This window comes from Halosolutus gelatinilyticus (assembly GCF_023028105.1).
GTDB lineage: Archaea > Halobacteriota > Halobacteria > Halobacteriales > Natrialbaceae > Halosolutus > Halosolutus gelatinilyticus.
In genome coordinates, this window is sequence record NZ_CP095491.1 from 2086680 (window position 1) to 2109625 (window position 22946).

23 protein-coding genes and 1 pseudogene are annotated in these 22946 nt (G+C 66.6%); 15 read left to right on the top strand and 9 right to left on the bottom strand.

Annotated features, from left to right (window positions below):
- Nucleotides 1–56: 56 nt before the first annotated feature.
- The 3 genes and pseudogenes from MUH00_RS10245 to MUH00_RS10255 all read right to left on the bottom strand — a co-directional run.
- Nucleotides 57–1268, bottom strand: coding sequence for an MFS transporter (locus tag MUH00_RS10245; RefSeq protein WP_246998133.1), 1212 nt, complete (start codon nucleotides 1266–1268; stop codon nucleotides 57–59).
- A gap of 38 nt (nucleotides 1269–1306) precedes the next feature.
- Complete coding sequence (locus tag MUH00_RS10250) at nucleotides 1307–2524, bottom strand: mandelate racemase/muconate lactonizing enzyme family protein (RefSeq protein WP_246998135.1); 1218 nt, start codon at nucleotides 2522–2524, stop codon at nucleotides 1307–1309.
- 82 nt (nucleotides 2525–2606) lie between these two features.
- A pseudogene (locus MUH00_RS10255) lies at nucleotides 2607–2789 on the bottom strand (mandelate racemase/muconate lactonizing enzyme family protein); the annotation flags it as partial.
- A 136-nt stretch (nucleotides 2790–2925) separates the two neighbouring features.
- On the opposite strand from MUH00_RS10255, the gene MUH00_RS10260 reads away from it, so the two are divergent.
- Nucleotides 2926–4224, top strand: a complete 1299-nt coding sequence (locus MUH00_RS10260) for a nickel pincer cofactor-dependent isomerase, group 22 (protein WP_246998138.1) — start codon at nucleotides 2926–2928, stop codon at nucleotides 4222–4224.
- Between the two features lies 1 nt (nucleotide 4225).
- Here MUH00_RS10260 and MUH00_RS10265 read toward each other — a convergent pair whose 3' ends face one another.
- Nucleotides 4226–5029, bottom strand: coding sequence for an IclR family transcriptional regulator (locus tag MUH00_RS10265; protein WP_246998140.1), 804 nt, complete (start codon nucleotides 5027–5029; stop codon nucleotides 4226–4228).
- Nucleotides 5030–5515: 486 nt separating this feature from the next.
- On the opposite strand from MUH00_RS10265, the gene MUH00_RS10270 reads away from it, so the two are divergent.
- The 4 genes from MUH00_RS10270 (at nucleotide 5516) to thrC (ending at nucleotide 8766) form a co-directional block, all read left to right on the top strand.
- A complete protein-coding gene (locus MUH00_RS10270; protein WP_246998142.1) occupies nucleotides 5516–6301 on the top strand; it encodes an SDR family oxidoreductase in 786 nt (261 codons plus the stop codon).
- Nucleotides 6298–6645 (top strand): cupin domain-containing protein, encoded by a 348-nt coding sequence (locus MUH00_RS10275; protein ID WP_246998144.1) that lies wholly within the window; start codon nucleotides 6298–6300, stop codon nucleotides 6643–6645. Before MUH00_RS10270 ends, MUH00_RS10275 begins: the two co-directional genes overlap by 4 nt.
- Nucleotides 6642–7463, top strand: a complete 822-nt coding sequence (locus MUH00_RS10280; RefSeq protein ID WP_246998146.1) for a fumarylacetoacetate hydrolase family protein — start codon at nucleotides 6642–6644, stop codon at nucleotides 7461–7463. Before MUH00_RS10275 ends, MUH00_RS10280 begins: the two co-directional genes overlap by 4 nt.
- Nucleotides 7464–7587: 124 nt before the next feature.
- A complete protein-coding gene (gene thrC, locus MUH00_RS10285) occupies nucleotides 7588–8766 on the top strand; it encodes a threonine synthase (protein WP_246998147.1) in 1179 nt (392 codons plus the stop codon).
- 557 nt (nucleotides 8767–9323) lie between these two features.
- Here thrC and MUH00_RS10290 read toward each other — a convergent pair.
- From MUH00_RS10290 to paaK (MUH00_RS10300), 3 genes are all read right to left on the bottom strand, one after another.
- The gene (locus MUH00_RS10290) at nucleotides 9324–10088 is read right to left on the bottom strand and encodes an enoyl-CoA hydratase/isomerase family protein (RefSeq protein ID WP_246998149.1); all 765 of its coding nucleotides are present in this window, start codon (nucleotides 10086–10088) and stop codon (nucleotides 9324–9326) included.
- Between the two features lie 173 nt (nucleotides 10089–10261).
- Nucleotides 10262–10726, bottom strand: coding sequence for a MaoC family dehydratase (locus MUH00_RS10295; RefSeq protein WP_246998151.1), 465 nt, complete (start codon nucleotides 10724–10726; stop codon nucleotides 10262–10264).
- Between the two features lie 160 nt (nucleotides 10727–10886).
- Nucleotides 10887–12173, bottom strand: coding sequence for a phenylacetate--CoA ligase PaaK (gene paaK / locus MUH00_RS10300; protein WP_246998153.1), 1287 nt, complete (start codon nucleotides 12171–12173; stop codon nucleotides 10887–10889).
- Nucleotides 12174–12560: 387 nt separating this feature from the next.
- Between paaK (MUH00_RS10300) and MUH00_RS10305 the strand changes: the two genes are divergently transcribed.
- Genes MUH00_RS10305 through MUH00_RS10320 form a run of 4 tightly spaced genes read left to right on the top strand, consistent with a single transcriptional unit; the run spans nucleotide 12561 to nucleotide 17361 of the window.
- Nucleotides 12561–13829: an ABC transporter substrate-binding protein gene (locus tag MUH00_RS10305; RefSeq protein ID WP_246998155.1), complete on the top strand. Its 1269-nt coding sequence runs from the start codon at nucleotides 12561–12563 to the stop codon at nucleotides 13827–13829.
- 15 nt (nucleotides 13830–13844) lie between these two features.
- Nucleotides 13845–15833 (top strand): ABC transporter permease, encoded by a 1989-nt coding sequence (locus MUH00_RS10310; protein WP_246998157.1) that lies wholly within the window; start codon nucleotides 13845–13847, stop codon nucleotides 15831–15833.
- Entirely contained in the window at nucleotides 15833–16642 is an 810-nt protein-coding gene (locus MUH00_RS10315; protein WP_246998160.1) for an ABC transporter ATP-binding protein, read from the top strand. The genes MUH00_RS10310 and MUH00_RS10315 overlap by 1 nt, the downstream gene beginning before the upstream one ends.
- Entirely contained in the window at nucleotides 16639–17361 is a 723-nt protein-coding gene (locus MUH00_RS10320; RefSeq protein ID WP_246998162.1) for an ABC transporter ATP-binding protein, read from the top strand. The genes MUH00_RS10315 and MUH00_RS10320 overlap by 4 nt, the downstream gene beginning before the upstream one ends.
- Nucleotides 17362–17409: 48 nt before the next feature.
- Here the strand turns inward: MUH00_RS10320 and MUH00_RS10325 are convergent, their stop codons facing one another.
- On the bottom strand, nucleotides 17410–17802 hold the full coding sequence (locus tag MUH00_RS10325) for a PaaI family thioesterase (protein ID WP_246998164.1): 393 nt from the start codon (nucleotides 17800–17802) through the stop codon (nucleotides 17410–17412).
- Nucleotides 17803–17911: 109 nt separating this feature from the next.
- Nucleotides 17912–18550, bottom strand: a complete 639-nt coding sequence (locus tag MUH00_RS10330) for a helix-turn-helix domain-containing protein (protein ID WP_246998166.1) — start codon at nucleotides 18548–18550, stop codon at nucleotides 17912–17914.
- Between the two features lie 99 nt (nucleotides 18551–18649).
- Here MUH00_RS10330 and paaA point away from each other — a divergent pair, with 99 nt between their 5' ends.
- The 6 genes from paaA to paaK (MUH00_RS10360) all read left to right on the top strand — a co-directional run bounded on the left by paaA (nucleotide 18650) and on the right by paaK (MUH00_RS10360) (nucleotide 22860).
- On the top strand, nucleotides 18650–19591 hold the full coding sequence (gene paaA / locus MUH00_RS10335) for a 1,2-phenylacetyl-CoA epoxidase subunit PaaA (protein WP_246998169.1): 942 nt from the start codon (nucleotides 18650–18652) through the stop codon (nucleotides 19589–19591).
- A 2-nt stretch (nucleotides 19592–19593) separates the two neighbouring features.
- On the top strand, nucleotides 19594–19911 hold the full coding sequence (gene paaB, locus MUH00_RS10340; RefSeq protein WP_246998171.1) for a 1,2-phenylacetyl-CoA epoxidase subunit PaaB: 318 nt from the start codon (nucleotides 19594–19596) through the stop codon (nucleotides 19909–19911).
- Nucleotides 19911–20786 carry a 1,2-phenylacetyl-CoA epoxidase subunit PaaC gene (gene paaC, locus MUH00_RS10345; protein WP_246998173.1) on the top strand — a complete coding sequence of 292 codons (876 nt, stop codon included), beginning with the start codon at nucleotides 19911–19913 and terminating at the stop codon, nucleotides 20784–20786. Before paaB ends, paaC begins: the two co-directional genes overlap by 1 nt.
- Nucleotides 20783–21253 carry a 1,2-phenylacetyl-CoA epoxidase subunit PaaD gene (paaD, locus tag MUH00_RS10350; RefSeq protein WP_246998175.1) on the top strand — a complete coding sequence of 157 codons (471 nt, stop codon included), beginning with the start codon at nucleotides 20783–20785 and terminating at the stop codon, nucleotides 21251–21253. Before paaC ends, paaD begins: the two co-directional genes overlap by 4 nt.
- A complete protein-coding gene (gene paaE / locus MUH00_RS10355) occupies nucleotides 21250–21420 on the top strand; it encodes a 1,2-phenylacetyl-CoA epoxidase subunit PaaE (protein WP_246998177.1) in 171 nt (56 codons plus the stop codon). Before paaD ends, paaE begins: the two co-directional genes overlap by 4 nt.
- A gap of 156 nt (nucleotides 21421–21576) precedes the next feature.
- Nucleotides 21577–22860 (top strand): phenylacetate--CoA ligase PaaK, encoded by a 1284-nt coding sequence (paaK, locus tag MUH00_RS10360; RefSeq protein WP_246998179.1) that lies wholly within the window; start codon nucleotides 21577–21579, stop codon nucleotides 22858–22860.
- Nucleotides 22861–22946: the final 86 nt, after the last annotated feature.

Sequence of the window (22946 nt, forward strand, 5' to 3'; positions counted from 1 at the left end):
CGCCGGACGACGGTCCGTCTACCCGCGGAGCGAAGCCGGAGCGCTCCGGACGCGAGTCAGAACCGATTCGCCGAGAGGAGCAGCGCCGCGCTCGCCAGCAACGAACCGAGCAGCCCGTAGAAGGCGACGCCGTACGTACTCAGGTCGGCGATGAACCCGACGTACGCCGGTCCGAGGCTCCCGAGCCCCATGTAGATCGTCCGGAACCCGCCGATGTCGCCGCCCGCGTTCGAATCCGGGAGCGTCGCCATCACGTGCGCGAGAAGCGGCGGCGTCACGGACATGAGCCCGATCGCGAACAGCACGACGGCCCCGAGCAAGGTCCACGTCGATCGCGCGAGCGTCAGCGCGACCAGCCCCGCCGCGCCGACCGCGAGCGCGCAGATCGAAACCCGGAGCCGGCCGAACCGATCGCCGAGGTTCCCGGAGATCGGTTTCGTCACCATCCCGACGAGGAACAGCGACGCGAACGCGGTCGACGCGACGCCCGCCGGCAGGCCCTTCTCGTACCGGAGGAAGGTCGGAAGGAACCCGACCGCTCCCTGCCACGTGAGAAAGAACAGGCAGAACGCGCCGATCAGCCGCGTGCTCTCGCGTCCGAGAACGACGCGTGCGAACGTCTTCCCGACGTCGAAGCGCACCCGCGACAGGGAGTACGGTTCGTCGCGCCAGACGTGGATCAGGACGGCCGCGGCGACGGCGAGTCCGATAACCGGCGGGAAGGCGAGTCGCCACTCGCCGGCCGCGAGGGCCGCGGCCGCGAGTCCGGCCGAGAGTCCGCCGCCGACGTCCCAGAACGCGGTGTAGATGCCGAACGCCTTCCCCTGCCGATCGGCGTACAGCTCGGAGAGCAGGGTGTAGCCGGTCGCCGGGTAGAGACCCGAACACAGCCCCAGGATGGCGACGCCGACGAGGTAGCCCGCGAACGTCGTCGACGCCGTTACGACCCCGAACCCGAGGACGAAGCCGGCCAGTCCGAACACGAGGACCGTCTTCCGACCGGTTACGTCCGACGCCCGCCCGCCGGGGTACTGCCCGAGCGCGTTCAGCCCCCACATGACCGAGAGACCGAGCCCCGCCTGGAACGGCGTAATCGACAGGTCGGCGATGATCGCCGGCAACAGCGGCGACATGACGAGCAATCCGACGGCGATCGTTCCGAACCCGCCCGATACCGCCGCGAGAACGCGGATCCGGTTCCGGCGGCTCGTCGATCGGCCGTCGCCGCGATCGAGCGAATCGCCGGCGGTCGAGTCGTTCCCGGTCATTCGGTGCTCGCGTTCGCGCGGGCGAGGGCCACGGGCGGTCAGAATCCCGCCGTCCCCTCGAGACGGTGTGCTTCGACGACGCGCTCGTCCAGTTCGACGCCGATTCCGGGCGCTTCCGGCACCTCGACGTAGCCGTCCCGGATGAGCGGCTCGTCCCGCTCGACCAGGTCGTCCCACCAGTCGACCTCGAGGGCGTGGTACTCGAGGACGTCGAAGTTCGGGATGGCGGCGCCGAGGTGGACGCACGCCATCGTCCCGATCGGGCTGCAGACGTTGTGCGGCGAGATCGGGATGTAGTTCTCCTCGGCGCGGTCGGCGATCCGCATCGTCTCGCCGAGCCCGCCGACGGTGGTCGGATCCGGCGTCACGATGTCGACGCCGTGATCGTAGAGCAGGTCGGAGAGCTCGTGGACCCGAAAGCGGTTCTCGCCGGTCGCGATCGGCGTCCGCGTCGCCTTCGTCACCTCCTTCTGTGCGTTCATATTCTCCGGCGGGATCAGGTCTTCGAGCCACATCAGGTCGAACTCCTCGAGTTCGCAGGCGAGCCGTTTCGCGCTCTCGACGGAGTAGTCCCAGTGGCAGTCGAACGCGAGGTCGATCTCGGAGCCGATCTCCTCGCGGACGGCCGCGACGATCTCGCGTTTGTGCTCGATCGCGCCGTTCGTGAGGCGACCGTTGAACGGGTCCGGATCGTTGTCCGCCTCGAGATCGAGGTCGAACTTGAGCGCGGTAAAGCCCATGTCGACGACGCGGCGGGCCTCCGCCGCGTACGCCTCCGGGGAGTAGGCCTCGGCGTCGGCGTACTCGGTGTAGCCGTCGTCGACGGCGTAGGCTTCCCCGGCGTGGCAGTCGCAGTAGATCCGGACCTCGTCGCGGAACTTCCCGCCGAGGAGCTGGTAGACCGGCAGGTCGAGGAGCTTGCCGGCCGCGTCCCACAGCGCGATCTCGATTCCGGACGCGGCGGTGACGACCTTCCCGGTCGTGCCGCCGTGGCCGGACATCTCCTGGACGATCCGCCGGAAGAGCCGCTGGACGTCGAGCGGGTTCTCGCCGATCAGGAAGCGTTTGGTGTACTCGACGAGTTCCGGCACGCCGCCGCCGCGGTAGGATTCGCCGATGCCGGTGACGCCGGCGTCGGTCTCGACTGTGATCAGGTTCCACTCGAAGTTGCCCTCGACGACGCAGGTGTTGATGTCCGTGATTTCGACGTCGCGGCTCGGCTCTCGATTCGCTATCTGGTTGGAGAAGTCTTTCATGCCTATTTCGTGCTGTGGTGTCTCGTTCGCTGTCGTCTCGTCCGGATCGCTCGCTCGTCGGTCAGCTCGTCCGAATGGCCCGTCAGTCGTCGCGTCTGAACCGCTCGATCGCGTCCTCGTCCGACCCGACGCCGTGTCCCGGCTCGTCCGGGAGCTGAATCACCCCTTGGTCGTCCGGCGCGAGCGGGTCCTCGACGACGTCGTCGAAGACCTTCGCGTCCACGTCGCGGTAGAAGCACTCCACCCAGAGGGCGTTCTCGATCGTGATTTCCACAGCGAACTCACGCGGAACGGAACTAAAAAATTCTCACACCGAGGCAAATATGTCCCGAACCGATCGATCCGATCGATCGCGAGCGCGAGGCCGGCAGTATATACGTCGGGCATCTGTACGTCAGCACATGGAGTTTCCCGCTCGGAACGATCTCGACGGGCTCGTCGAACCGCAGCCGGCCCCGCCGTTCGCGCGCGTCCGGTACGAACCGCCCACGGAAACGGTGACGGATCCGATCGCCGCGACGCGATCGGCGGTGCGCGAGTTGCCGTTCGACGACCTGGCGGACGGGGCGACCGTCGCCGTCGGCGTGGGGAGCAGAGGGATTCACGGGATCGACGAGATCGCGGCCGAGACGGTTTCGGTTCTCGAGGAACTGGGGTTCGATCCGATCGTCGTCCCGGCCATGGGGAGCCACGGCGGCGCGACTCCTGACGGCCAACTGGAGATCCTCGCGGCGCTCGGAATCACGGAGGCGAGCGTCGGGGCGCCGATCGACGCCAGGATGGACGTCGAGAAGCTGGGCGAGATCGCCGTCAGCACCACCTCGACGCCGGTGTTCTTCTCCGCGGCGGCGCTCGAGGCCGACGCCGTGCTGGTCGTCAACCGGGTCAAACCGCACACGAATTTCACGGGCCGCCTCGAGAGCGGTCTCTGCAAGATGCTCGCCGTGGGGCTGGGAAAGCAGCGGGGCGCTCGTGCGTTCCACTCGACGGCGCTGAAGGAGGGGTACGTCCACACGATCGAGTCGCTGGTCGAGGCTATCAGGGACTCGGTTCCGGTGGTCGGCGGGCTCGCGATCGTTGAGAACTTCCACGAAGAGACGGGAGCCGTCGAGGCGATCCCGGCCGATGCACTCGAGGAGCGCGAACCCGCTCTGCTGGACCGAGCGCGGGCGGAGATGGCGACGCTGCCGACCGACGAGCTGGACCTGCTCGTCGTGGACGAACTCGGCAAGGAGATCTCCGGCGCCGGGATGGACACGAACGTGATCGGCAGGTATCGGGTGCGCAACGCGCCCGATCCGGAGACGCCGTCGATCGGGCTGATCTACGCGCGCGGACTCACGGCGGAGACGAACGGTAACGGCAACGGGATCGGACTGGCCGACGTCACCCGACGAGCGGCGATCGAGCAGCTCGACCTCCGAAAGACGTACGCCAACGCGCTGACCAGCGGCTCCCTCGCGAAGGCGAAGCTCCCGCCCGTCGCGCCCGACGACGAACTGGCGCTTCGGGTCGCGTTCAACGCGCTCGGCGGCTACGATCCCGAGACCGTCGGCGTCGCCTGGATCGAAAACACGACGGGCCTCGCCGAGTTCCGCGTTTCGGAAGCGCTGCTCGAGACGATCTCGGACCGCGTCGCCGTCCTCGATCGCGAGCGGCTGGTTTTCGACGACGGAACGGCGTCGTTCGAGTCGCGGTGACTCACTCGACGACGTGATCGTCCGCGCTGTCGGGCGTCGAGTAGGTCGCGTTCAGTTCGAGCTCGTTGGCCGCCGCGAGCATCGTGCTCGGAAGCTCCTCCTCGTACCAGTCGCCCGTCAGTCGGTGGGACGGACCCGCGACGGCGAGCGCGCCCAGGACGGTTCCGTCGCGCCTGATCGGCACGGCGGTGCCGTTGAGCCCGTCGACGTGTTCCTCGCGGTTGAACGCGACGCCGCGGTCGCGGACCGCCTCGAGTTCGCGATAGAGCTCCTCGCGGCCGGCCACCGTGTTTTCGGTGAGCGCCGGAAGCTCCCATCGATCGAGGATCTCGTCGACCCGTTCTCGGGGGGAGTGCGCGAGGATCGCCTTCCCGGCTGACGAACAGTGCAGGTGGATCTGCCGGCCGACGCCGAACCCGGCGCGGACGGCTCGACTGCCGGTTTCGACGTGTAGGTAGATGCCGAGGCCGTGATCCTCGACGACGAATTGCGCGCGTTCGCCGGTCTCTTCGGCGAGTGTCTGCACGTGGCGGCGGGTCATCTCGTAGGCCGGGTCTCTCGTCCGGGCGGCTCGCCCCAGCCGAGCGAACCGGAGTCCGAGCTGGTACCGCTCGCCGTCGCGGGAGACGTACCTGAGATCCAGCAGCGTCCGCAGGTGTCTGTGCGTGGTGCTCTCGGCCAGGTCGAGCCGATCCGCGATCTCCGAGAGTCGGGCGGGACCGGTCTCCTGAAGCGCGTGAACGATCTCGAAGCTCGTTTTCGTGCTCTGTATTCCGCCGTCGCGCTCGCTCTCCTCGCGTGCCATGTCTTCACTCACCCGTCCGTCCACTTAGCAGTTCCGCCGTGCGGAATCGATCTCGGAACCGATCGCGCTCGACGAAGACGAACAATTTCGCCGTTGATCGCCGTCGCAGGGAGTCGGCGGCGACGAGCTCGTCGGATCGACGGACGGAGTGCTTCCGTATCGCGGAATCGTCTGATCGACTCGGGCCGCCGTCGACGACACTACTTTACACTCGTATGTGCGTAAATATCTGGGGCCGATTCGGAGCGAAGTCCCACGAACGATCGGTACGGGTGTCCGCGGCGCTCGTTCCGCTCCGTGGAATCACCGCTATTTTACGTCGCACCCTCGTGCGCGAGCGGTATCGGCGTCCCTTCGACGCTCGAAAACCGAGGCAGGGGAGCCGAGAACGCCGTCTCGCGTTCGCTCTCCGGGACGTCGGCCGGGACGCGCAGATTTACCGGAACGCCAATCTTTTTCCTCTTCTCGTCTGCGAGTACGAACGACATGGACCTACAGATCGACGGCAACGCGGCGTTGGTGACGGCGTCCTCGAGCGGACTCGGGAGGGCGTCCGCGAAGGCGCTCGCGCGCGAGGGCGCGAACGTCGTCATCAACGGTCGCGACGAGGGTCGACTCGCCGACGCGAAAGCCGAACTCGAGGCGATCGGAACCGGAGACGTCGTCGTCCAACGTGGCGATCTCACCGACGAGGGCGACGTCGAAGCGCTGGTCGAGGCGACCGTCGCCGAGTTCGGCGGCATCGACCACCTCGTCACCAGCGCCGGCGGGCCGCCGTCCGGCCCGTTCCTCGAGACCGACGACGAGGACTGGTACGAGGCCTACGATCTGCTCGTGATGAGCGTCGTGCGCCTCGCGCGCGAAGCCGAACCCTACCTCCGGGAGGGTGAGGGGACGATCGTCAACGTCGCCTCCCGCAGCGTCAAGGAGGCCATCGATAGCCTCGTCCTCTCGAACTCGGTCCGCATGGGCGTCATCGGCCTCGAGAAGACGCTCGCGACGGAGTTCGCCCCCGACGTGCGGACGAACGCGGTGCTCCCCGGACCGCACGAGACCGAGCGCATCGAGAGCCTCGTCACCCAGGCGGTCGAGCGCGGCGACTACGACTCCTACGAGGAGGGCCTCGCCGACTGGGCGAGCAATCCGCTCGAGCGGGTCGGCGATCCGATGGAACTCGGCAACACCGTCGCGTTCCTCTCGTCGCCGCTGTCCGGCTACATCAACGGCGAGAGTATCCTGATCGACGGCGGCTCGACGGGGGCGACCCTATGAAACCGATCGCGTTCGACGACGCGGAAACGTACGAACCCGACGACGGGTGGCGGCGCGCGTCGATGGCCGGCAGCGACGCGTTCTCGTTCGAGTGGTTCGAGAAGCCGCCGGGCCACAGCTCGCCGATGCACGACCACGAGAACGAACAGGTGTGTCTCTGCCTCGAAGGCGAGCTCACGGTCGCGACCGAGAACGACGCGGTCACGCTCGAGCGGTACGACTCCGTCTGGCTCGACGCCTGGGAGCCCCATCGCGTCGAGAACACCGGCGACGAGCGGGCGGTCGGGCTGGACGTGTTCGCGCCCGGACGGTCGTTCGACTTCTGGACCGACAGAGACGAATGAAGTACCTCGCACGCACCGTCGAGGGGCGACCGCTGCTCGGCGACGGCGACGGGTTCGTCCCGCTCGCCGCCGCCGATCCGGAACTCGACGGCGTTCGGAACGCGCTCCCGCGGGCCGCGGCCGGCACCCTTCCGGACGTCGACGACGCGCCCACAGAGCGGATCGACCCAGCGCACGTCCGGTTTGGACCGCCGCTCTCGCGGTTCGGGAAGCTCTGGGGGATCGGGCTGAACTACGCCGACCACGCCGGCGACCTGGACGAGCAGCGGCCTGCCGAGCCGGCGAGTTTCATGAAGCCGGCGAGCGCCGTCGTCGGCCCCGGCGGACCGATCAGGCTCCCGCCGCGCGATCGGACCGACGGCGTCACGGCGGAGGCCGAACTCGCGGTGATCGTCGGCCGCGAGTGTCGGACCGTCGCCGAGCAAGCGGTCGACGACGTGGTCGCCGGCTACCTGCCGGTGATCGACATGACCGCGGAGGACGTCCTCCGGCGAAATCCGCGATTCCTGACGCGAGCGAAGAGCTTCGACTCGTTCCTCGTCGTCGGCCCGACGATCGCGGTCCCCGACGCCCCGCTCGACCTCGAGGAGCTAACGGTCCGGACGATCGTCAACGAGCGGGTCGCGGCGGAAAACGAGATCCGCAATATGCTGTTCCCGCCGCGGGAGATCGTCTCGTTTCACTCCGACGTGATGACGCTCCGCCCCGGCGACCTGTTCAGCACGGGAACGCCCGGGGCGGAACCGATCGAGCCCGGCGATCGCGTCCGGGCGACGGTCGAGACGATCGGCGCCGTCGACGCACCCGTCGTCCGCTGACGACGGGTCGTCCGCGCCGTCCGTCGCGTCCGGAGGGCGGCCCGACCGGGTGGAACGGCGGTCGATCGGCGGTTCGATCGTCCGTACGAAGCGTTTTATCCCCCCGGTGAGAGTCCCAGCACGAATGAATCGACGGCTTCGGTGTTACGACTGCGGGACCGCCTACGAGGTCGACGACCGGAAACGGTGCGAGTGCGGGGAACCGCTCTGGTTCGACGCTGACACGATCGAATTCGAGTGGCCGGACTCGGCGTGGAGCGCCGGTATGTGGCGGTACGCCGACGTCCTTCCGGTGTCGGATCCGGTCGGCCTCCCTCCCGGTGCGACGCCGCTCGTTCGCGCCGACGGGCTGGACGAGTACGCCGGCTGTGCGCTCTACCTGAAAAACGAAGCCCAGAACCCGACCGGCAGCTTCAAAGACCGCGGGAGCGCGGTCGGCGTCGGCTACGCGCTCCGGACCGGTCGCAAGTGGGTCGGCGCCGTTTCGCACGGAAACATGGCTCTCAGCACCAGCGCCTACGCCGCGAGCGCCGGCCTCGAGTGTGCGGTCTTCGTCCCGGCGGACACGCCGAAAGGACGACTCGAGCTGATCGCCAGGCACGACCCTCGGATCTTCCGGGTCGAGGGCGACTACGGGACGCTGTACGAGCGGACGCTCTCGATCGACTCCGACGTGACGTTCGTCAACTCCGATACGCCGCTGCGGGTCGCCGGGCAGAAGACGGTCGCGTACGAAATCGTCGAGCAGCTGCAACCCGACGGCCCGGACGCGATCGTCCTCCCGGTCAGCAGCGGCGGGCAGGCCAGCGCGGTCTGGAAAGCGGTTCGGGAACTCGAGGCGGCGGGGCTGATCGACGAGCCGCCCCGGCTCTACCTGGTTCAGGCGGCGTCGTGCGATCCCGTCGCGACGGCTTACCGGGAGGACGAGCCGACGGTTCGACCGGTGACGGCGGACGAGACGATCGCGGTGTCGATCGCGAACGGCGATCCGCCGAGCGGAACGCGGGCGCTCGCCGCCGCTCGCAGCACCGGCGGCGCGGTCGTATCCGTATCGGACGACGAAATCCACGAGGCGATGGACCGACTCTCGACCGGGGCGGGGATCTCCGTCGAGCCCTCGAGCGCCGTCACACTCGCCGGCGTTCGTCGCCTCTCGCGATCGAACGCCATCGGCGCGGACGAGACCGCCGTCCTGATCCTGACCGGGTCGGGGTACACGGAGCGGTACGACGGCGAGGTTCGAAGCCGAACGATCGATCTGCCGTCGCTCGACCGAGAGCTCTCCCACGTAACGGCTCGCTGAGCACCCGTTTTAGAACCCGCGCGTCGGTCCACGGGCCGATCGCGCAGCGACGGATCGAAACCGGAATCTCGACGGGAACGGCCCGGACGTCCCTTCGGTACTCTCGGACGGTCCCGACGAACGACCGGGAGCGCTCGATCAGCGCTGATATATACTTGAAATAGATTGTATCGCAAATCGGTAAGTAGATGGAACGGCGACGGACGTTCGATTTCCCCGTTTCGAGGGATTAGTCCCTATACTGTCCAGACAGGGGTAAGTAGGGCGGTATACGGCGTTCGATACCGAACCCGAATTCGCGTGCTTGGATAACGGACGAGCACGTGCGGATATCCCGGTACACTTCGACTACCTCGGGATATCCGGGATATTTCGGGCGGAAAGTCGGCATTTTGACGATCAACTGGTTTGGCTATCCGGATATGAGTATTATTAGAGTGGTATACCATTCTATAGCCAGAAAAGGATATCCGAGGTCGAATCTGAAGCGCGCCGTCGGAGAGCGCGCGGCGTCAGCGAGAATTCGATCGGGCGCTCGAACGGAGCGGGGTCGATCGTCACTCGAACGCCGGAGGTCGCCCTTCGAGGAACGCCTCCACGCCCTCTCGGTGCGCGTCCGTGCCGTACGCGAGCGACTGGACGTGCGCTTCGCGGTCGAGTCCGTCGCGCCACGATCGGCCGAGGTTGTCGTGGATCGCCCGCTTCGCGAGTCCGATGGTCTCCGTCGGTCGCGACGCGAGCGTCTCGAGGACGTCGTCGACCCGACCGTCGAGGTCGTCGTCGGGAACCGTTTCGTTGACGAGCCCCAGCCGTTCGGCCGCCGCGGCGTCGACGAGCCGGCCGGTGAACGCGAGTTCTTTCGCCTCGCGCAATCCGACGAGTTGCGGCAGCGTCACCGTTCCGCCCATATCGGGGACGAGGCCGACGTTGACGAACGCCGCGCCGAACCGGGCCGACTCGCCGGCGTAGGCGAAGTCCGCGGCGGCGACCAGCGAGAGCCCGGCCCCGACGGCGTCCCCGTCGACCTTCGCGACGATCGGCACCGGACTGGTCAGCACCCGCTCCGCGACCCGACCGAGCGTCGCACGGACCCGATCGTACGCTTCCGCCGGCGTTTCGTCGCGCGCGGCCATCGCCTCGACGTCGCCGCCCGCGCTGAACGCCTCGCCCTCCCCCGCGAGGACGGCGGCGTCGAGTTCGCTCGGATCGAGGTCCGCGAGCGCGTCCGCGAGGTCCCGCGCGACGTCCGCGGTGAACGCGTTTCGAGCCTCGGGGCGATCGAAGGTGAGGTACCGAACGTTATCCTCGTCGTGGATATCCATGCCACGTCGTGCACCGGCGATCGACTTCAGCGTTGTCGAAGCGCGTTATCCGCGGAAGTGAACAGCGTCGCTCTCACTGCCGTCCCGACGACAACCGATAGCCGACGGTCGGCGGACGGCGACGATCGACGGCCGTTCGCGGTCGACGGCGAACGATAACCGGCGACGCCGAGCTATTTCGACTCCCTGCGCTGGATGAGGAACTTCATGTCGCCCTGGAAGACGACGGTGCCGTCCTGGTTGGTCATCTCCGTGTCGATGACGACGATCCCCGCGTCGTCGTGGTCGACGTCTTTCTTCTCGCTGACGACCATCTCCAGCGAGAGCGTGTCGCCGATGTAGACGGGGTTCGGGAGGTCCATGTAGTTCATCCCGAGGAACGCGTAGGCCGTGCGCTCGACGATGCCCGATCGGTAGACGAACCCGGTCGCCTGGACGAACGTCATCGGGCCGTGCGCGATCCGGCCGTCGAACGGCCCGTCCTCGGCGTACTCCTTGTTGGTGTGCAGCTCCGTCCAGTCGCCGGCGAGCGCCGAGTGCATCACGAAGTCGGTCTCCGTGACGGTGCGCCCGACGCTCTGGAACTCCTGGCCCTCTTCGAAGTCCTCGAAGTGATGCGGCTCGTAACTGTATGCCATACGTAGCAATCCCAACCGGCACACAAATAAGTTACCTCGAACGTAGCGATCGGACGCGGACCGGACGATTGATAACGGCCCGTCGGTCCGTCGTCGGGTACTGCGATCGTCGTCCGCTCCTGACTCGATCGCGGTCGCCGTCTTCGGTCTGTTGCGGCGGTTATCGATGATCGTAAACGCGCTTGACCTTCCCCACCTCGGTCCGTTCGATGCTCCCCGGGTCGGCGATGATCAGTTCGTCGGGCGTGAACGAGAGGGCGTTCTGGAGGCGCGTCAGCACGCGGTCGCGCAACTCCCCGTCGTCGATTTCGACGTCGGGTTCGCGCTCGATCGTCAGCTCGAACCGGTCCAGGGCGTCCTCGCGGGAGAGGTCGATGCGGTAGTAGGGTGCGACCGCGTCGAACTCGAGGACGACGGCCTCGATCTGACTGGGGTAGAGGTTGACGCCGCGGACGATGAGCAGGTCGTCGGCGCGGCCGGTGACGTTGTCCATGCGGACCATCGTGCGACCGCACTCGCACGTTTCGGTGGTGAGTGTGGTGAGATCGCCGGTGCGGTACCGCAGGACCGGGAGGGCCTCCTTCGTGAGGGTCGTCAGCACGAGCTCGCCCTCCTCGCCTGCGGGCAGTGGTTCGCCGGTCTCGGGGTCGATCACCTCGGGATAGAAGTGGTCCTCCCAGACGTGCAGGCCCTCCTGGAGCTCGTGGCACTCGTTGGAGACGCCGGGACCGATGATCTCCGAGAGGCCGTAGATGTCGATCCCCGTCGCGCCGAGTCGCGCCTCGATCTCCTCGCGCATCGGCTCGGTGCACGGCTCGGCGCCGAAGATGACCGTCGACACCGACAGATCGCGCGGATCGACGCCCATCTCGGCGGCCGTCTCGGCGAGGTACAGCGAATACGACGGCGTGCACGCGATCGCGTCGCTCTCTAAGTCCTGCAGCAACTCGACCTGTCGCTGCGTCTGCCCGCCGCCGATCGGGATGACGGTCGCCCCCAGTTCCTCGATCCCGTAGTGGAGGCCGAGTCCCCCGGTGAACAGGCCGTAGCCGTAGCCGTTCTGGACGGTATCCCCCGGTTCGACGCCGGACGCGACGAGACACCGGGCGACCACTTCGCTCCACACGTCGAGGTCGTTCTCGGTGTAGGAGACGATCTTGGGCTTGCCCGTGGTTCCCGACGAGGCGTGAATGCGGCGGATTTCGTCGTCATCGACCGCGAAGAGGCCGTCGGGGTACTGGTCGCGGAAGTCCTCTTTCGTCGTGAACGGCAGCTTCCGGACGTCGTCGACCGTCCGGATGTCCTTCGGCGCGACGCCCGCCCCGTCGAACGCCTTCCGGTAGTACTCGACGTTCTCGTAGGCGCGACGCACCGTCTCGCGGAGCCGTTCGTTCTGTAGCTCCCGAATCTCTTCCCGCGGGGCCGTTTCGATCTGCGTATAACTCATCCTCACCCCCAAATCCTCCGTAGTCCGACAAAAATCATGTGGTGTGTACACAATCATCTTCGCCCGAAAATTTGTCCGGTCGCGATCGACGCCGATAGCTCGCGACTCGGAGACGGGCCTCGCGTCAGGGTCGCTCGACGACCACGGCGCCTCCCGGCCGAACCCGACGCACATCGTCGCGAGACCACCGTTCGTCGATTCGCCGGCGGCAATCGTCCCGCCTCGACGATCGACTCGTCGTACGCGCCGCATCCGGAGGTCGTTCGCGCCGCGATCGATCGGTTCACGCGCTCACGAGCCGAATTTAGCGCCGATCGTCGACGCTAACTTATAAAACCGCCATAAACGGGGGTCGATTTTTATAGGTTGTTATGATCAACTGCACGTATGACCCACGGTGGCAGATGGCACAGGAGGAGGCGTGACGTTCTCAAAGCGATCGCTACGGGGAGTATCGCTGGAGCGACGGGATTGTCTGGGTGTGTCGGCGATCCTGAAGAAGCGTCCGGCGAAGACGACGAAGAGTTCGATACGGTGCAATTCGGGGTGCTCGAACCGTTCACGGGGGAGTTCGCCGACCTCGCCAAGGAGCGCAATCAGGGAACCAAACTCGCGATCCAGCAGGTCAACGAGAGCGACGAGTACGACTTCGAGATCGAGTACAGCGAGTACGACACGCAACTCGATCCGTCGACGGCGACCCAGCGGGCCCGGCAGGCGGTGCAGTCCGACGGGGCACAGTTCATCACGGGCTGTATCTCGAGTTCCTCGGCGCTCGCGATCAACGACTTCGCGCTCGAAAACGAGGTGGTGTACACGCCCGGGGCGGCAGACGTCTCGATCACGGGGGAGAACTGCAACGAGTACGTGTTCCGCTTCGAGACGAACACGGCCCAGATCGCTGAGGTGATGGCCCAGTGGACCGTCGACGAACTCGGCGATCGGATCTTCTACCACATCGCCGACTACGCGTACGGCGAGTCGGTGCTGAACGAAGTCGAGACCCGAATGGAGTCGATCGGCGACTCCTACGAGCGGGTCGACGTGACGCGATCGGATCCCGGATCGACCGACTTCGAGGCGTTCATCACCCAGATTTCGAACGCCAGCGACGAGACCGACGCGCTCGTGGTCGGCATGACGGGGGCCGACCTCGCGATCTTCCTCTCGCAGGCGAGCGAACGCGGGTTGCAGGACGAGGTCCCGATCGTGACGACGACGGGATCGTTCCGGGCCATCCGGGCGGGCGCCGGCGAGGGCGTCTACAACACCTACAGCGGGGTCCGGTACGTCCCGAGCATCGAAACCGGCAGCAACCAGGCGTTCGTCGAGGCGTACGAGACCGAGTACGGCGACCCGCCGGACAACTTCTCGCGCGTCGGCTACGAGTCGATTCGGATGGTCGCGAACGGCATTCGGGAGGCGGGGTCCCGCGATCCGACGGCGGTCAAGGACGCGCTCCCCGGCATGCAACACGAGACGATCTTTGGCACGAACGAATTCCGCGAGTGCGACCAGCAGGCGATGAATCCCGTCTGGATGGGCGAGTGCGTTGAACCCGAGGACGGCGGCGACCTCGCGGACGTCAACCTGCTGACCGAACTCTCCGGCGAGGAGGCGGCGCCGGACTGCGAGGCCACCGGCTGTGACCTGTAACACCGCTCACTGATCATGGTCGGAGGATTCTTACAACAACTGATCGACGGCCTGACGATCGGCGTCGTCTACGTGCTGCTCGCCGCCGGCCTGTCGGTCATCTTCGGCGTCATGCACGTGATCAACTTCGCCCACGGCGAGCTGTTCGCGCTCGGGGCGTACTTCGCGCTCGCGCTGGTCGCGCCGTTCGGCGGAACCGGCTTCTTCGTCGCGCTCCTCGTCGCGCCCCTGTTAGTGGGCGCCGTCGGCGTCGCGATCGAACGGTTCACCGTTCGGCCGCTGTACGGTCGGAACCCGCTCTATCACATCCTACTCACGTTCGGCCTCGTCCTCGTCATCAACGACCTCATCTACCTCGTCTGGGGAACGGGGAGCACGAACCTCGCGGTTCCGTCCGTTCTCTCGGGGACGATCAGAGCGTTCGGCCTCAACGCCAGTGTCTACAACATGTTCATCATCGCCTTCGGGAGCGCCGTGGCGCTTGCGGTCTGGGCAGTGCTCGAATACACGAAGTACGGGCTGATCGTCCGCGCCGGTTCCCAGGACCGGCAGATGGTTCGCAACCTGGGGATCGACATCGATCGCTACTACTCGCTCGTCTTCGGCGGGGGTGCGGCGCTGGCCGCCCTCGCGGGCATCGTCCTCGGCGGCTACCAGGCGGTCAGCCCGGGGATGGGGATGTCGATCATCATCCCGGCGTTCGTCATCGTCGTCCTCGGCGGCCTCGGCAGCTTCAAGGGGGCCGTCGTCGGCGGCCTGCTCGTGGGGATCATCCAGACGTCCCTGCGCTTCTACGTCCCCGCTCTGGAGGGGCTGGTGATCTTCCTGCTGATGATCGGTTTTCTCCTCGTTCGGCCGCGCGGGCTGTTCGGCGTCGAGTTCGAAGAGGAAAGCGGCGGCGACCTCCTGACGGGGTCGAAGGGCGGATTCCTCGACCCGCGGACCCGGAACCGTCTCGGGATCGCGATGGTCGGCGTCCTCGCCGTGGTTCCCCTCGGCGTAGGAACGCTGTACTCGGCGTACGCGGTCACGCTCGTGATCGAGATCATGATCTGGGGACTGTTCGCGCTCAGCCTGGACTTCGTGATGGGCTACACGGGGCTGGTCTCGCTCGGCCACGCCCTGTTCTACGGGCTCGGCGCCTACGCGGTTGCGATCGCCCTGCTCCACGTCAGCGGCTCCGCGATCGTCGCGATCGCGATCGCGATCCTCGTCTCCGCGGCGATCGCCTGGGTCGTCGGCTACCTCTCGATCCGCGTCTCGGGCGTCTACTTCGCGATGATCACGCTCGGCTTCGCCGAACTGTTCTACAACATGCTGTCCCGGGACCCGTACGGGCTGACCGGCGGCTCCGAGGGGCAGTTCGGTCTCTCGACGTACTACGGGATCGGCGGCGTGGGCGTCGCGCTCGACGAGGTCGCGATCTTCCTCGGCCCCGTGGCGCTAACCGGTCAGTCGCTGTTTTACTACATCGCGCTCGCCAGCCTCGTCGCCGCGTTTTTGCTCACCCGGCGGATGCTCCAGTCGCCGTTCGGCTCGGTGCTGAAGTCCATCCGGGAGAACGAACAGCGGGCGACGTTCGTCGGCTACGAGACGACCGTCTACAAGCGGCGCGCGTTCGTGATCAGCGGCGCGCTGGCCGGCGTGGCGGGCGGTCTCTTCACCCTCAACGCAGGCTATGCGACGCCGTCGTTCGCCCACTGGCTCCACTCCGGCGAGGTGATCGTCATGGTCATCCTCGGCGGGATGGGCACGCTCTACGGCCCGATCGTCGGCTCGGCCGTCTTCTTCGGCCTCGAAGAAATCCTCACGGACTTCACTGCCCGGTGGCGGCTGGTTCTCGGGACGGTCTTCGTCCTGTTCGTCATCTTCCTCCCGCGCGGGCTGGTGTCGCTCCCCGCCCAGATCGCCCCTGCCGTGACGGGCGGCTCCGGACCCGGCCCGGAGCCGACGGACCCCGCGGAACCGACCGCCGAGGAACCGGGCGTCAGAGGTGACGACTGATGGCCGTCGAATCCATGGAAACGACAACGTCAACCCAGCGAACCGCCGAGGAACCGATCCTCCGAACCGAGAACCTCGTCAAGAAGTTCGGCCAGTTCACGGCGACCGACGGGGTCGACCTGGCCATCGAACGCGGCGATTTCCGGAGCATCATCGGGCCGAACGGTGCCGGCAAGACCACGCTGTTCAACCTCGTCACCGGCGCGCTGCCGGTGACCGGCGGGGCGGTCTACTTCGACGGCGAGGACATCACGTCCCTGTCGCCCTCGGAGCGCGTCCGCCGGGGAATCGGCCGCTCGTTCCAGATCTCGAACGTCTTCGGCGGCCTCACCGTCCGCGAAAACGTCAGGCTCGCCGCCCAGTCGATCGGCCGCGACGAGTACAACGCCGTCGAGGCGCTGTTCAAGCCGACCGATCGGTACGACGGGATGAACGAGCGGACCGATCGCGTCCTCGATCGAATCGGCCTCGCCGACGCCGCCGACGAACGGGCCGACGCGCTCGCCTACGGCGACAAGCGCCGGCTCGAAATCGGCGTCGTGCTCGCGACCGACCCCGACCTCGTCCTGCTCGACGAACCGACCGCGGGCATGAGCGTCGAGGAGACGCGAGACACGATCGACCTGATCGAGGAGGTGCTGGTCGACCAGACGCTGTTGCTCATCGAGCACGACATCGAACTCGTCATGGAACTCTCCGACCGCATCACCGTGTTGAACCGCGGCCAGATCCTCGCTGAGGGAACGCCCGACGAGATCGCTGCGAATCAGGACGTTCAGGACGCCTACCTCGGCGGGGTGATCGAATGAGCGTCGACCCGCTGCTGTCGGTCGATCGGGTCGACTCGGGGTACGGCCAGACGCAGGTGCTGCGGGAACTGTCGCTGTCTGTCGGCGACGGTGAGGTCGTCTCGCTCGTCGGTCGCAACGGCGCCGGCAAGACGACGACGCTGCGGGCGATCATGGGAATCCTCACGCCGTCGAGCGGTCGGGTCACGTACCGCGGCGAGGACATCTCGACTCTCGACGCGACGGAGACGGCACAGCGTGGACTCGCGTTCGTCCCCGAGGAGCGCCGGATCTTCCCCGAACTCACGGTCAGGGAGAACCTCGAATTGGCCAGTTACGGCGGCGCGCCCGACGTCGACTCCCTGTCGGTCGGCAAGGCGCTCGACACGTTCGAGAACCTCCAGAAACGGGCGGGCAACGCCGGTTCGTCGCTGTCGGGCGGCGAACAGCAGATGCTCGCGATCGCCCGCGCCCTGGTCGGCGGCGCCGACCTCGTACTGCTCGACGAACCCACGGAGGGACTCGCACCATACATCGTCCGGGATGTGATGGACATCGTCGCCGACCTCAACGATCGCGGCATCACCGTCCTGCTCGTCGAGCAGAACGTCCACGTCTGCCTCGAACTCGCCGATCGCAACTACGTGATCAACCAGGGCGAGATCGTATACGAGGGCACGTCGGACGAACTCCGAGCGGACGAGGAAATTCTCGATCGGTACCTCGGCGTCACCGCGTAAGTCCTCCGAGACGCCCCGATCGGCCGTCCATCGCCGATTGAACCATCCTCACGGCTTGTACACGCGACCGCGAAACGTCGCCACTCGATCGCCTTCCTCGTCGGCGACGACGACCTCGAACTCGGCCGTGCGACCGCCGGCGTGGGTCTCCTCGGCCGTCGCGGTGAGGACGGTTCCGACGTCGACGGCGTCGAGGTACGAGATGTTCGTCTCCAGCGCGACCGCGGTCTCCCCGTCCGAGTTCGAGGCGGCGGCGAACGCCGCGTCGGCGAGGGAATAGACCGCGCCGCCGTGAGGCGTCCCGTGGAAGTTCGTCAGTTCGTCGGTGATCTCGAGTCGAGTCCGTGCGACGCCCGGTTCGAGGTCGACGAGATCGATGCCGATCGTCTCGCAGTAGGGATCGCTCTCGATGCGGCTTCGCACGGCTTCGATATCTGTCATATGGTGGCACACCTACGCCCCCGGAAATGTATCTTCCGGCCCCCAGTTCGGCGCGGTTCTCTCGTCTCCGACGCGTTTCTTCCGTCTTCGACGCGGCCCGTTCGTCTTCCTACTGAAAGAGTTGCTCGAACAGCGCGGCTTCGCCCCGGCGGAGGCGCTCGAGAAACGCCGATTTGCTGATCCCGAGTTCCGCGGCGACGGCCTCCGAGGAAGTCTCCCGCGGGATCGTGAAGTATCCCATCTCGAGGGCCGTCCGGATGCACTCTTCCTGGGCCGGCGTGAGATCCCACCGCTGGCTCGGGGATTCTTTCGCTTCGGAGTGGAGAGGATAGACCCGCTGGAGCCGAACCCCGACGGTTTCGCCGGCTGCCTCCATGACGCCCTTGAGGACGTCCCGGCCGACGACGGCCCCGAAGATCGTCGCCGCGCCGTCGCGGTACCGAAGCGTCTCGACGATGAGTCCGCCGTCGATCAGCCGGCGGACGACGCAGGGGTGTTTCGACAGACACCGATACCGATTCCGTCCGTCGGTCCGCGAGACGTGGAGGTACGAGATCCGTTCGTCGTCGTCGAGCGCCCGCGTCAGCCGATCGCTCGCCGGCGAACTGAACTGCAGGAGATCGTAGCCGTCGCCGCGCCGTTGCGGGGGCTGGGCGCTGACCTCGACGCCGACGGCTTGCGTCACCTCCGAGAGCGGGCAATCGTCGTTTTCGACCCGAAATTCGACCGCGAGGCACTCGTCGATCATGCGGATTCGTGTCGGCCGATAGATCGGGGCGCTATTTAAAACCGCGTCATATGGCGGTCAACCCCTAAGGGCGTTTCTCACGTTTGTTCACGTGAAACGATGGACCTCGACACAGTGAAAGAACGGGCGGGGCCGCGGGCGTTCAGCCCCGCAGACGACCTCCCCGAGGAGTATCGCAAAGCGGCCACGCGGATGATCGAGTTCCACGCCAACAGCGAGATCATGGGCGCATATCTGGAGCGTCCGTTCATCCGCCAGGCGCCGAGCATCGATCGGAAACTGGCGTTCTCCGCGAAGGTGCAAGACGAGATCGGTCACGGCCAGTTGCTCTACCGCGCGGCGGAGTCGCTCGGCGTGAAGACCCGCGAGGAGATGCTTACCGACCTCGCCAACGGCGACGGGAAGTTCCTCAACTGCTTCCACTACGGGATGACCGACTGGGTCGAGACGCCGATGATCGCCTTCTTCGTCGACGGCGCGGCGATGCGCCGGCAGGCGACGCTCCGGCGAACGAGCTGGGAGCCGTACGCCCACGCGATGGACAAGGTGTGCTTCGAGGAGGGCTTCCACGTCAAACACGGCGAGGACATCCTCCGGGAGCTGATGACCGGCTCGCGCGCGGAACAGCAGCGGACCCAGGAGGCCTTCGAGGAGTGGTGGCCGCGGATCATCCAGTTCTTCGGGCCGACCGACGACAAGAGCACCCACCACGACTTCGCGACCTCGGTCGGGCTGAAACAACAGTCCAACGACGACCTTCGGAACGCCTTCCTGAACCAGTACATCCCGAAGGCCGAAAAGTACGGCCTCGAGATCCCCGACGAGCCGCGCATTCGAAAGCGCGACGACGGCACCTTCGAGGTCGAGGAGGACGACCTCGACTGGGAGGAGTTCTTCGCGATCGCGAAGAACTCGTACGAGCCCGGACTCGACCAGATCGACGGCCGGAAAGCCGCCCAGGAGGCCGTCGAGTGGGTCCGCGAAACGATCGACACCGACGCTACTACCGCCGGCGGTCACGCGCCGCAGGCGGCTGACTGACCATGATCTGGGAAGTGTTCCGCCAGGAGAAGGAGGGGCAGTACCACACCCACTGCGGCAACGTCCACGCACCGGACCGGGAGATGGCCAAGCAGTTCGCCGCGATCCAGCACGGTCGCCGCAAGCCGACGAACAGTCTCTGGGTCGTTCCGAAGGACGAAATCGGCGAGATCGACGCCGAGGACGTCGCCTTCGGCGGGACGACCGACAAGAGCTACCGCTGGGCGACGGCGTACAACACGGCCGGGAAGGACGCCCGCGAGGTCGTCGAGTCCGAGGACGAACAGGCCGACGCCGAGAAACAGCGGGGTGAAGCCTGATGGCTGCGGCCATCGACGATCCGAAGGACGTAGACGAGCGCGAACGCGCCGCGATCGAAACCCTCGTGAAGCGGCTGGCCGACGACGAGTTCGTCCTCGCCGAGCGCTACACGGAGTGGCAGGTTCGCGCGCCGACTCTCGAGTCGGACCTCGCGCTGTCGAACAACGCACAGGACGAACTCGGCCACGCCCGCCTCTGGTACGACGTGCTCGACGACCTCGGCTACGAGGAACGCGATCTGGTCTACGAGCGCGACCCCGAGGACTTCCACCACAGCACGCTCGTCGAGCAGCCCTTCGAGGAGGGCGACTGGACCGACGCGATCGTCCGATCGTACCTGTACGACGTCGCAGAAGCCATCCGTCTTGAGGCCCTCGAGGGCTCGTCGCATCCGAAGATCGCCGATCGGGTCGGTAAGATCCGGAGCGAGGAGTCGTACCACCTCGAACACGCCCAGAACTGGCTTGAGCGGCTCGTCGAGGGCGAGGAGGGCCGCGAGCGGGTGCAGGACGCGCTCGATCGGCTGTTCCCGTATGCGCTGACCCTCTTCGAACCGGTCGGTCCCGAAGTCGAGGACGATATCGTCGACCTCGGCCTCCGCGACGCGACGCTCGAGGAGATGGGCGAGGAGTGGCTGTCGATCGTCGTCCCGTACCTCGAGTCGCTCGATCTCGAGGTGCCGGACGGCGACCAGTTCGGCGACGGCGGCTCGGACGAGTTCGCGTTCGAGGTCACCGAGGAGATGCTCCCCGAGGAACGCGGTCGCGACGGCACCCACACCGACGCGTGGTTCGACCTCTACGACGAGTTTACCCACACCTACCGCGACCTCGGGCGCAGCAACACGACGAAAATCATGGACAAACCCGAATGAGCGGCGACATTCCGGACCCGGGCGCGAAATCGGATTTCACCGCCGATACGGACGACTTCGCCCTCGATCAGGAGACCGACGCCACGCCCTGTGCGTACACCGACTACCGCGAGGGCGAGCGCGTCGAGGACCTCCCGGCGACGGGCGAGGGCGCGACCGGCGTCGAGGCCGACGTATGGGAGGCCCTCTACGCCATCGAGGACCCCGAGATGCCGATCAGCATCGTCGACCTCGGGTTGCTCTACGGCGTCGCGGTCGAGGACGGCGTCGCGACGATCGACATGACGCTCACATACTCGGGCTGTCCGGCGCGGGACATGCTTACCGAGGAGGTCAAGGCGGCGGTCGCCAACGTCGACGGCGTCGAGACGGCCGAACTGCGGCTCGTCTGGAGTCCTGAGTGGACCGTCGAGATGGTCACCGATCGGGGGAAAGACGACCTCCGTGAGTTCGGATTGAGCGTATGAGACGACGACCGGATCCGAGCGTCGAGACCAGCGGGGACGCCGCCGGCGCCGAGTGCCCGTACTGCGGTTCGACGGACACCGTCCGCGAACACCCGAAGGGGCCGTCGCTGTGTCGATCGATGCACTACTGTAACGGCTGCTCGCAGCCGTTCGAAAAGTTCGAGTAGCGTCGAACCCCAGAGAAGCGGATAGGATCGATCAGCGTCGGGTTCGCCCGATCGCCGCCGAGTCCGTCGAGGTTCGCTCTTTCGATACCGATCCGCCTTCCCGTTCTACCGCCCGCACGAACTGTTTTGGCACTCGATATCGTCAGGTGTGATCATATGGCAGAGACTATCGCGCATGCCTCTCGGGAGGAGCTACGAGAGCTGCAGTCGACGCGGCTCCGCGACACCGTCGAACGGGCGTACGAGAACGTGTCGTTCTACCGCGATCGGCTGGGCGAGGCCGGCGTTTCGCCGGCCGATATCGAGACGATCGACGACGTTCAAATCCTGCCCTTCACGACGAAGGAGGACTTCCGCGACGAGTACCCAGACGGCTTGTTCGCCGTCCATCGTTCGGAGCTCCGCCGCATCCACGCGTCGTCCGGGACGACGGGCAACCCCAAGATCGTCGGCTACACCGAGAGCGACCTCGACCTGTGGGACGAGGTGATGGCCCGATCGATGTCGGCGGCCGGGATCGACGCGACCGATACCGTCCAGAACGCCTACGGCTACGGCCTGTTCACCGGGGGGCTGGGCTTCCACGGCGGCGCCGAGGCCCTCGGCGCGACGGTCGTCCCGACGGGCAGCGGCAACACGCAGCGACAGGTCGAACTCGCCCGCGACTTGGGCAGCGACGCGATCGCCTGCACCCCCTCCTACGCGCTATACTTCGCCGAAACCGCCGAGGAGATGGGCGTCGATCCGCGCGCCCTCTCGATCAGGGCGGTGCTGTACGGCGCCGAACCCTGTACCGAGCCGATGCGCGAGGAGATCGAGGAACGACTCGGGGCGATCGGCATCGAGAACTACGGCCTCTCGGAACTGATCGGGCCGGGCGTCGCCGCCGAGTGCCGCGAGGCCCAGGACGGGATGCACATCTGGGAGGACCACTTCTACCCCGAGGTGGTCGATCCCGCGACCGGCGAGCCCCTGCCCGAGGGCGAGGAGGGCGAGCTCGTCCTGACGTCGCTGACGAAAGAAGCCGTGCCCGTCCTACGGTACCGCACCGGAGATCTCACCACGCTCACGTCCGAAGAGTGTGAGTGCGGCCGGACGACGGTTCGGATGGACAGCGTCACCGGCCGCGCCGACGACCTGCTCATCGTCCGCGGCGTCAACCTCTACCCCAGCCAAATCGAGGCCGTCGTCCTCGAGTTCGACGACGTCGCGCCCCAGTACCGCATCGATCTCCACCGCGAGGGGAACCTTGATCACTTCGAGTTGACCGTCGAACTCGTCGAGGGGTTCGACGGCGACGTCGACCGACTCCGCGAGGCGGTCCTCAAACGGGTACAGAACGCGCTGTCGTTCACGCCCGACGAGCTCGACCTGGTCGAGTACGGCACGATCGAACGGACGGAAGTCGGGAAGGTAAAACGCGTCTACGACCGTCGTTGACGCCGGGCCAACCGGTTCGCCGATCCCGAGCGGATGGAATCGGCGGCGGCGAACGGATACGATAGAGGCGGCGCTTTCTGCCAGAC

Coding starts and splice junctions, on each gene's coding strand:
- MUH00_RS10245 (WP_246998133.1), bottom strand. CDS start 1,268: ATGACCGGGAACGACTCGACCGCCGGCGATTCGCTCGATCGCGGCGAC.
- MUH00_RS10250 (WP_246998135.1), bottom strand. CDS start 2,524: ATGAAAGACTTCTCCAACCAGATAGCGAATCGAGAGCCGAGCCGCGAC.
- MUH00_RS10260 (WP_246998138.1), top strand. CDS start 2,926: ATGGAGTTTCCCGCTCGGAACGATCTCGACGGGCTCGTCGAACCGCAG.
- MUH00_RS10265 (WP_246998140.1), bottom strand. CDS start 5,029: ATGGCACGCGAGGAGAGCGAGCGCGACGGCGGAATACAGAGCACGAAA.
- MUH00_RS10270 (WP_246998142.1), top strand. CDS start 5,516: ATGGACCTACAGATCGACGGCAACGCGGCGTTGGTGACGGCGTCCTCG.
- MUH00_RS10275 (WP_246998144.1), top strand. CDS start 6,298: ATGAAACCGATCGCGTTCGACGACGCGGAAACGTACGAACCCGACGAC.
- MUH00_RS10280 (WP_246998146.1), top strand. CDS start 6,642: ATGAAGTACCTCGCACGCACCGTCGAGGGGCGACCGCTGCTCGGCGAC.
- thrC (WP_246998147.1), top strand. CDS start 7,588: ATGAATCGACGGCTTCGGTGTTACGACTGCGGGACCGCCTACGAGGTC.
- MUH00_RS10290 (WP_246998149.1), bottom strand. CDS start 10,088: ATGGATATCCACGACGAGGATAACGTTCGGTACCTCACCTTCGATCGC.
- MUH00_RS10295 (WP_246998151.1), bottom strand. CDS start 10,726: ATGGCATACAGTTACGAGCCGCATCACTTCGAGGACTTCGAAGAGGGC.
- paaK (WP_246998153.1), bottom strand. CDS start 12,173: ATGAGTTATACGCAGATCGAAACGGCCCCGCGGGAAGAGATTCGGGAG.
- MUH00_RS10305 (WP_246998155.1), top strand. CDS start 12,561: ATGACCCACGGTGGCAGATGGCACAGGAGGAGGCGTGACGTTCTCAAA.
- MUH00_RS10310 (WP_246998157.1), top strand. CDS start 13,845: ATGGTCGGAGGATTCTTACAACAACTGATCGACGGCCTGACGATCGGC.
- MUH00_RS10315 (WP_246998160.1), top strand. CDS start 15,833: ATGGCCGTCGAATCCATGGAAACGACAACGTCAACCCAGCGAACCGCC.
- MUH00_RS10320 (WP_246998162.1), top strand. CDS start 16,639: ATGAGCGTCGACCCGCTGCTGTCGGTCGATCGGGTCGACTCGGGGTAC.
- MUH00_RS10325 (WP_246998164.1), bottom strand. CDS start 17,802: ATGACAGATATCGAAGCCGTGCGAAGCCGCATCGAGAGCGATCCCTAC.
- MUH00_RS10330 (WP_246998166.1), bottom strand. CDS start 18,550: ATGATCGACGAGTGCCTCGCGGTCGAATTTCGGGTCGAAAACGACGAT.
- paaA (WP_246998169.1), top strand. CDS start 18,650: ATGGACCTCGACACAGTGAAAGAACGGGCGGGGCCGCGGGCGTTCAGC.
- paaB (WP_246998171.1), top strand. CDS start 19,594: ATGATCTGGGAAGTGTTCCGCCAGGAGAAGGAGGGGCAGTACCACACC.
- paaC (WP_246998173.1), top strand. CDS start 19,911: ATGGCTGCGGCCATCGACGATCCGAAGGACGTAGACGAGCGCGAACGC.
- paaD (WP_246998175.1), top strand. CDS start 20,783: ATGAGCGGCGACATTCCGGACCCGGGCGCGAAATCGGATTTCACCGCC.
- paaE (WP_246998177.1), top strand. CDS start 21,250: ATGAGACGACGACCGGATCCGAGCGTCGAGACCAGCGGGGACGCCGCC.
- paaK (WP_246998179.1), top strand. CDS start 21,577: ATGGCAGAGACTATCGCGCATGCCTCTCGGGAGGAGCTACGAGAGCTG.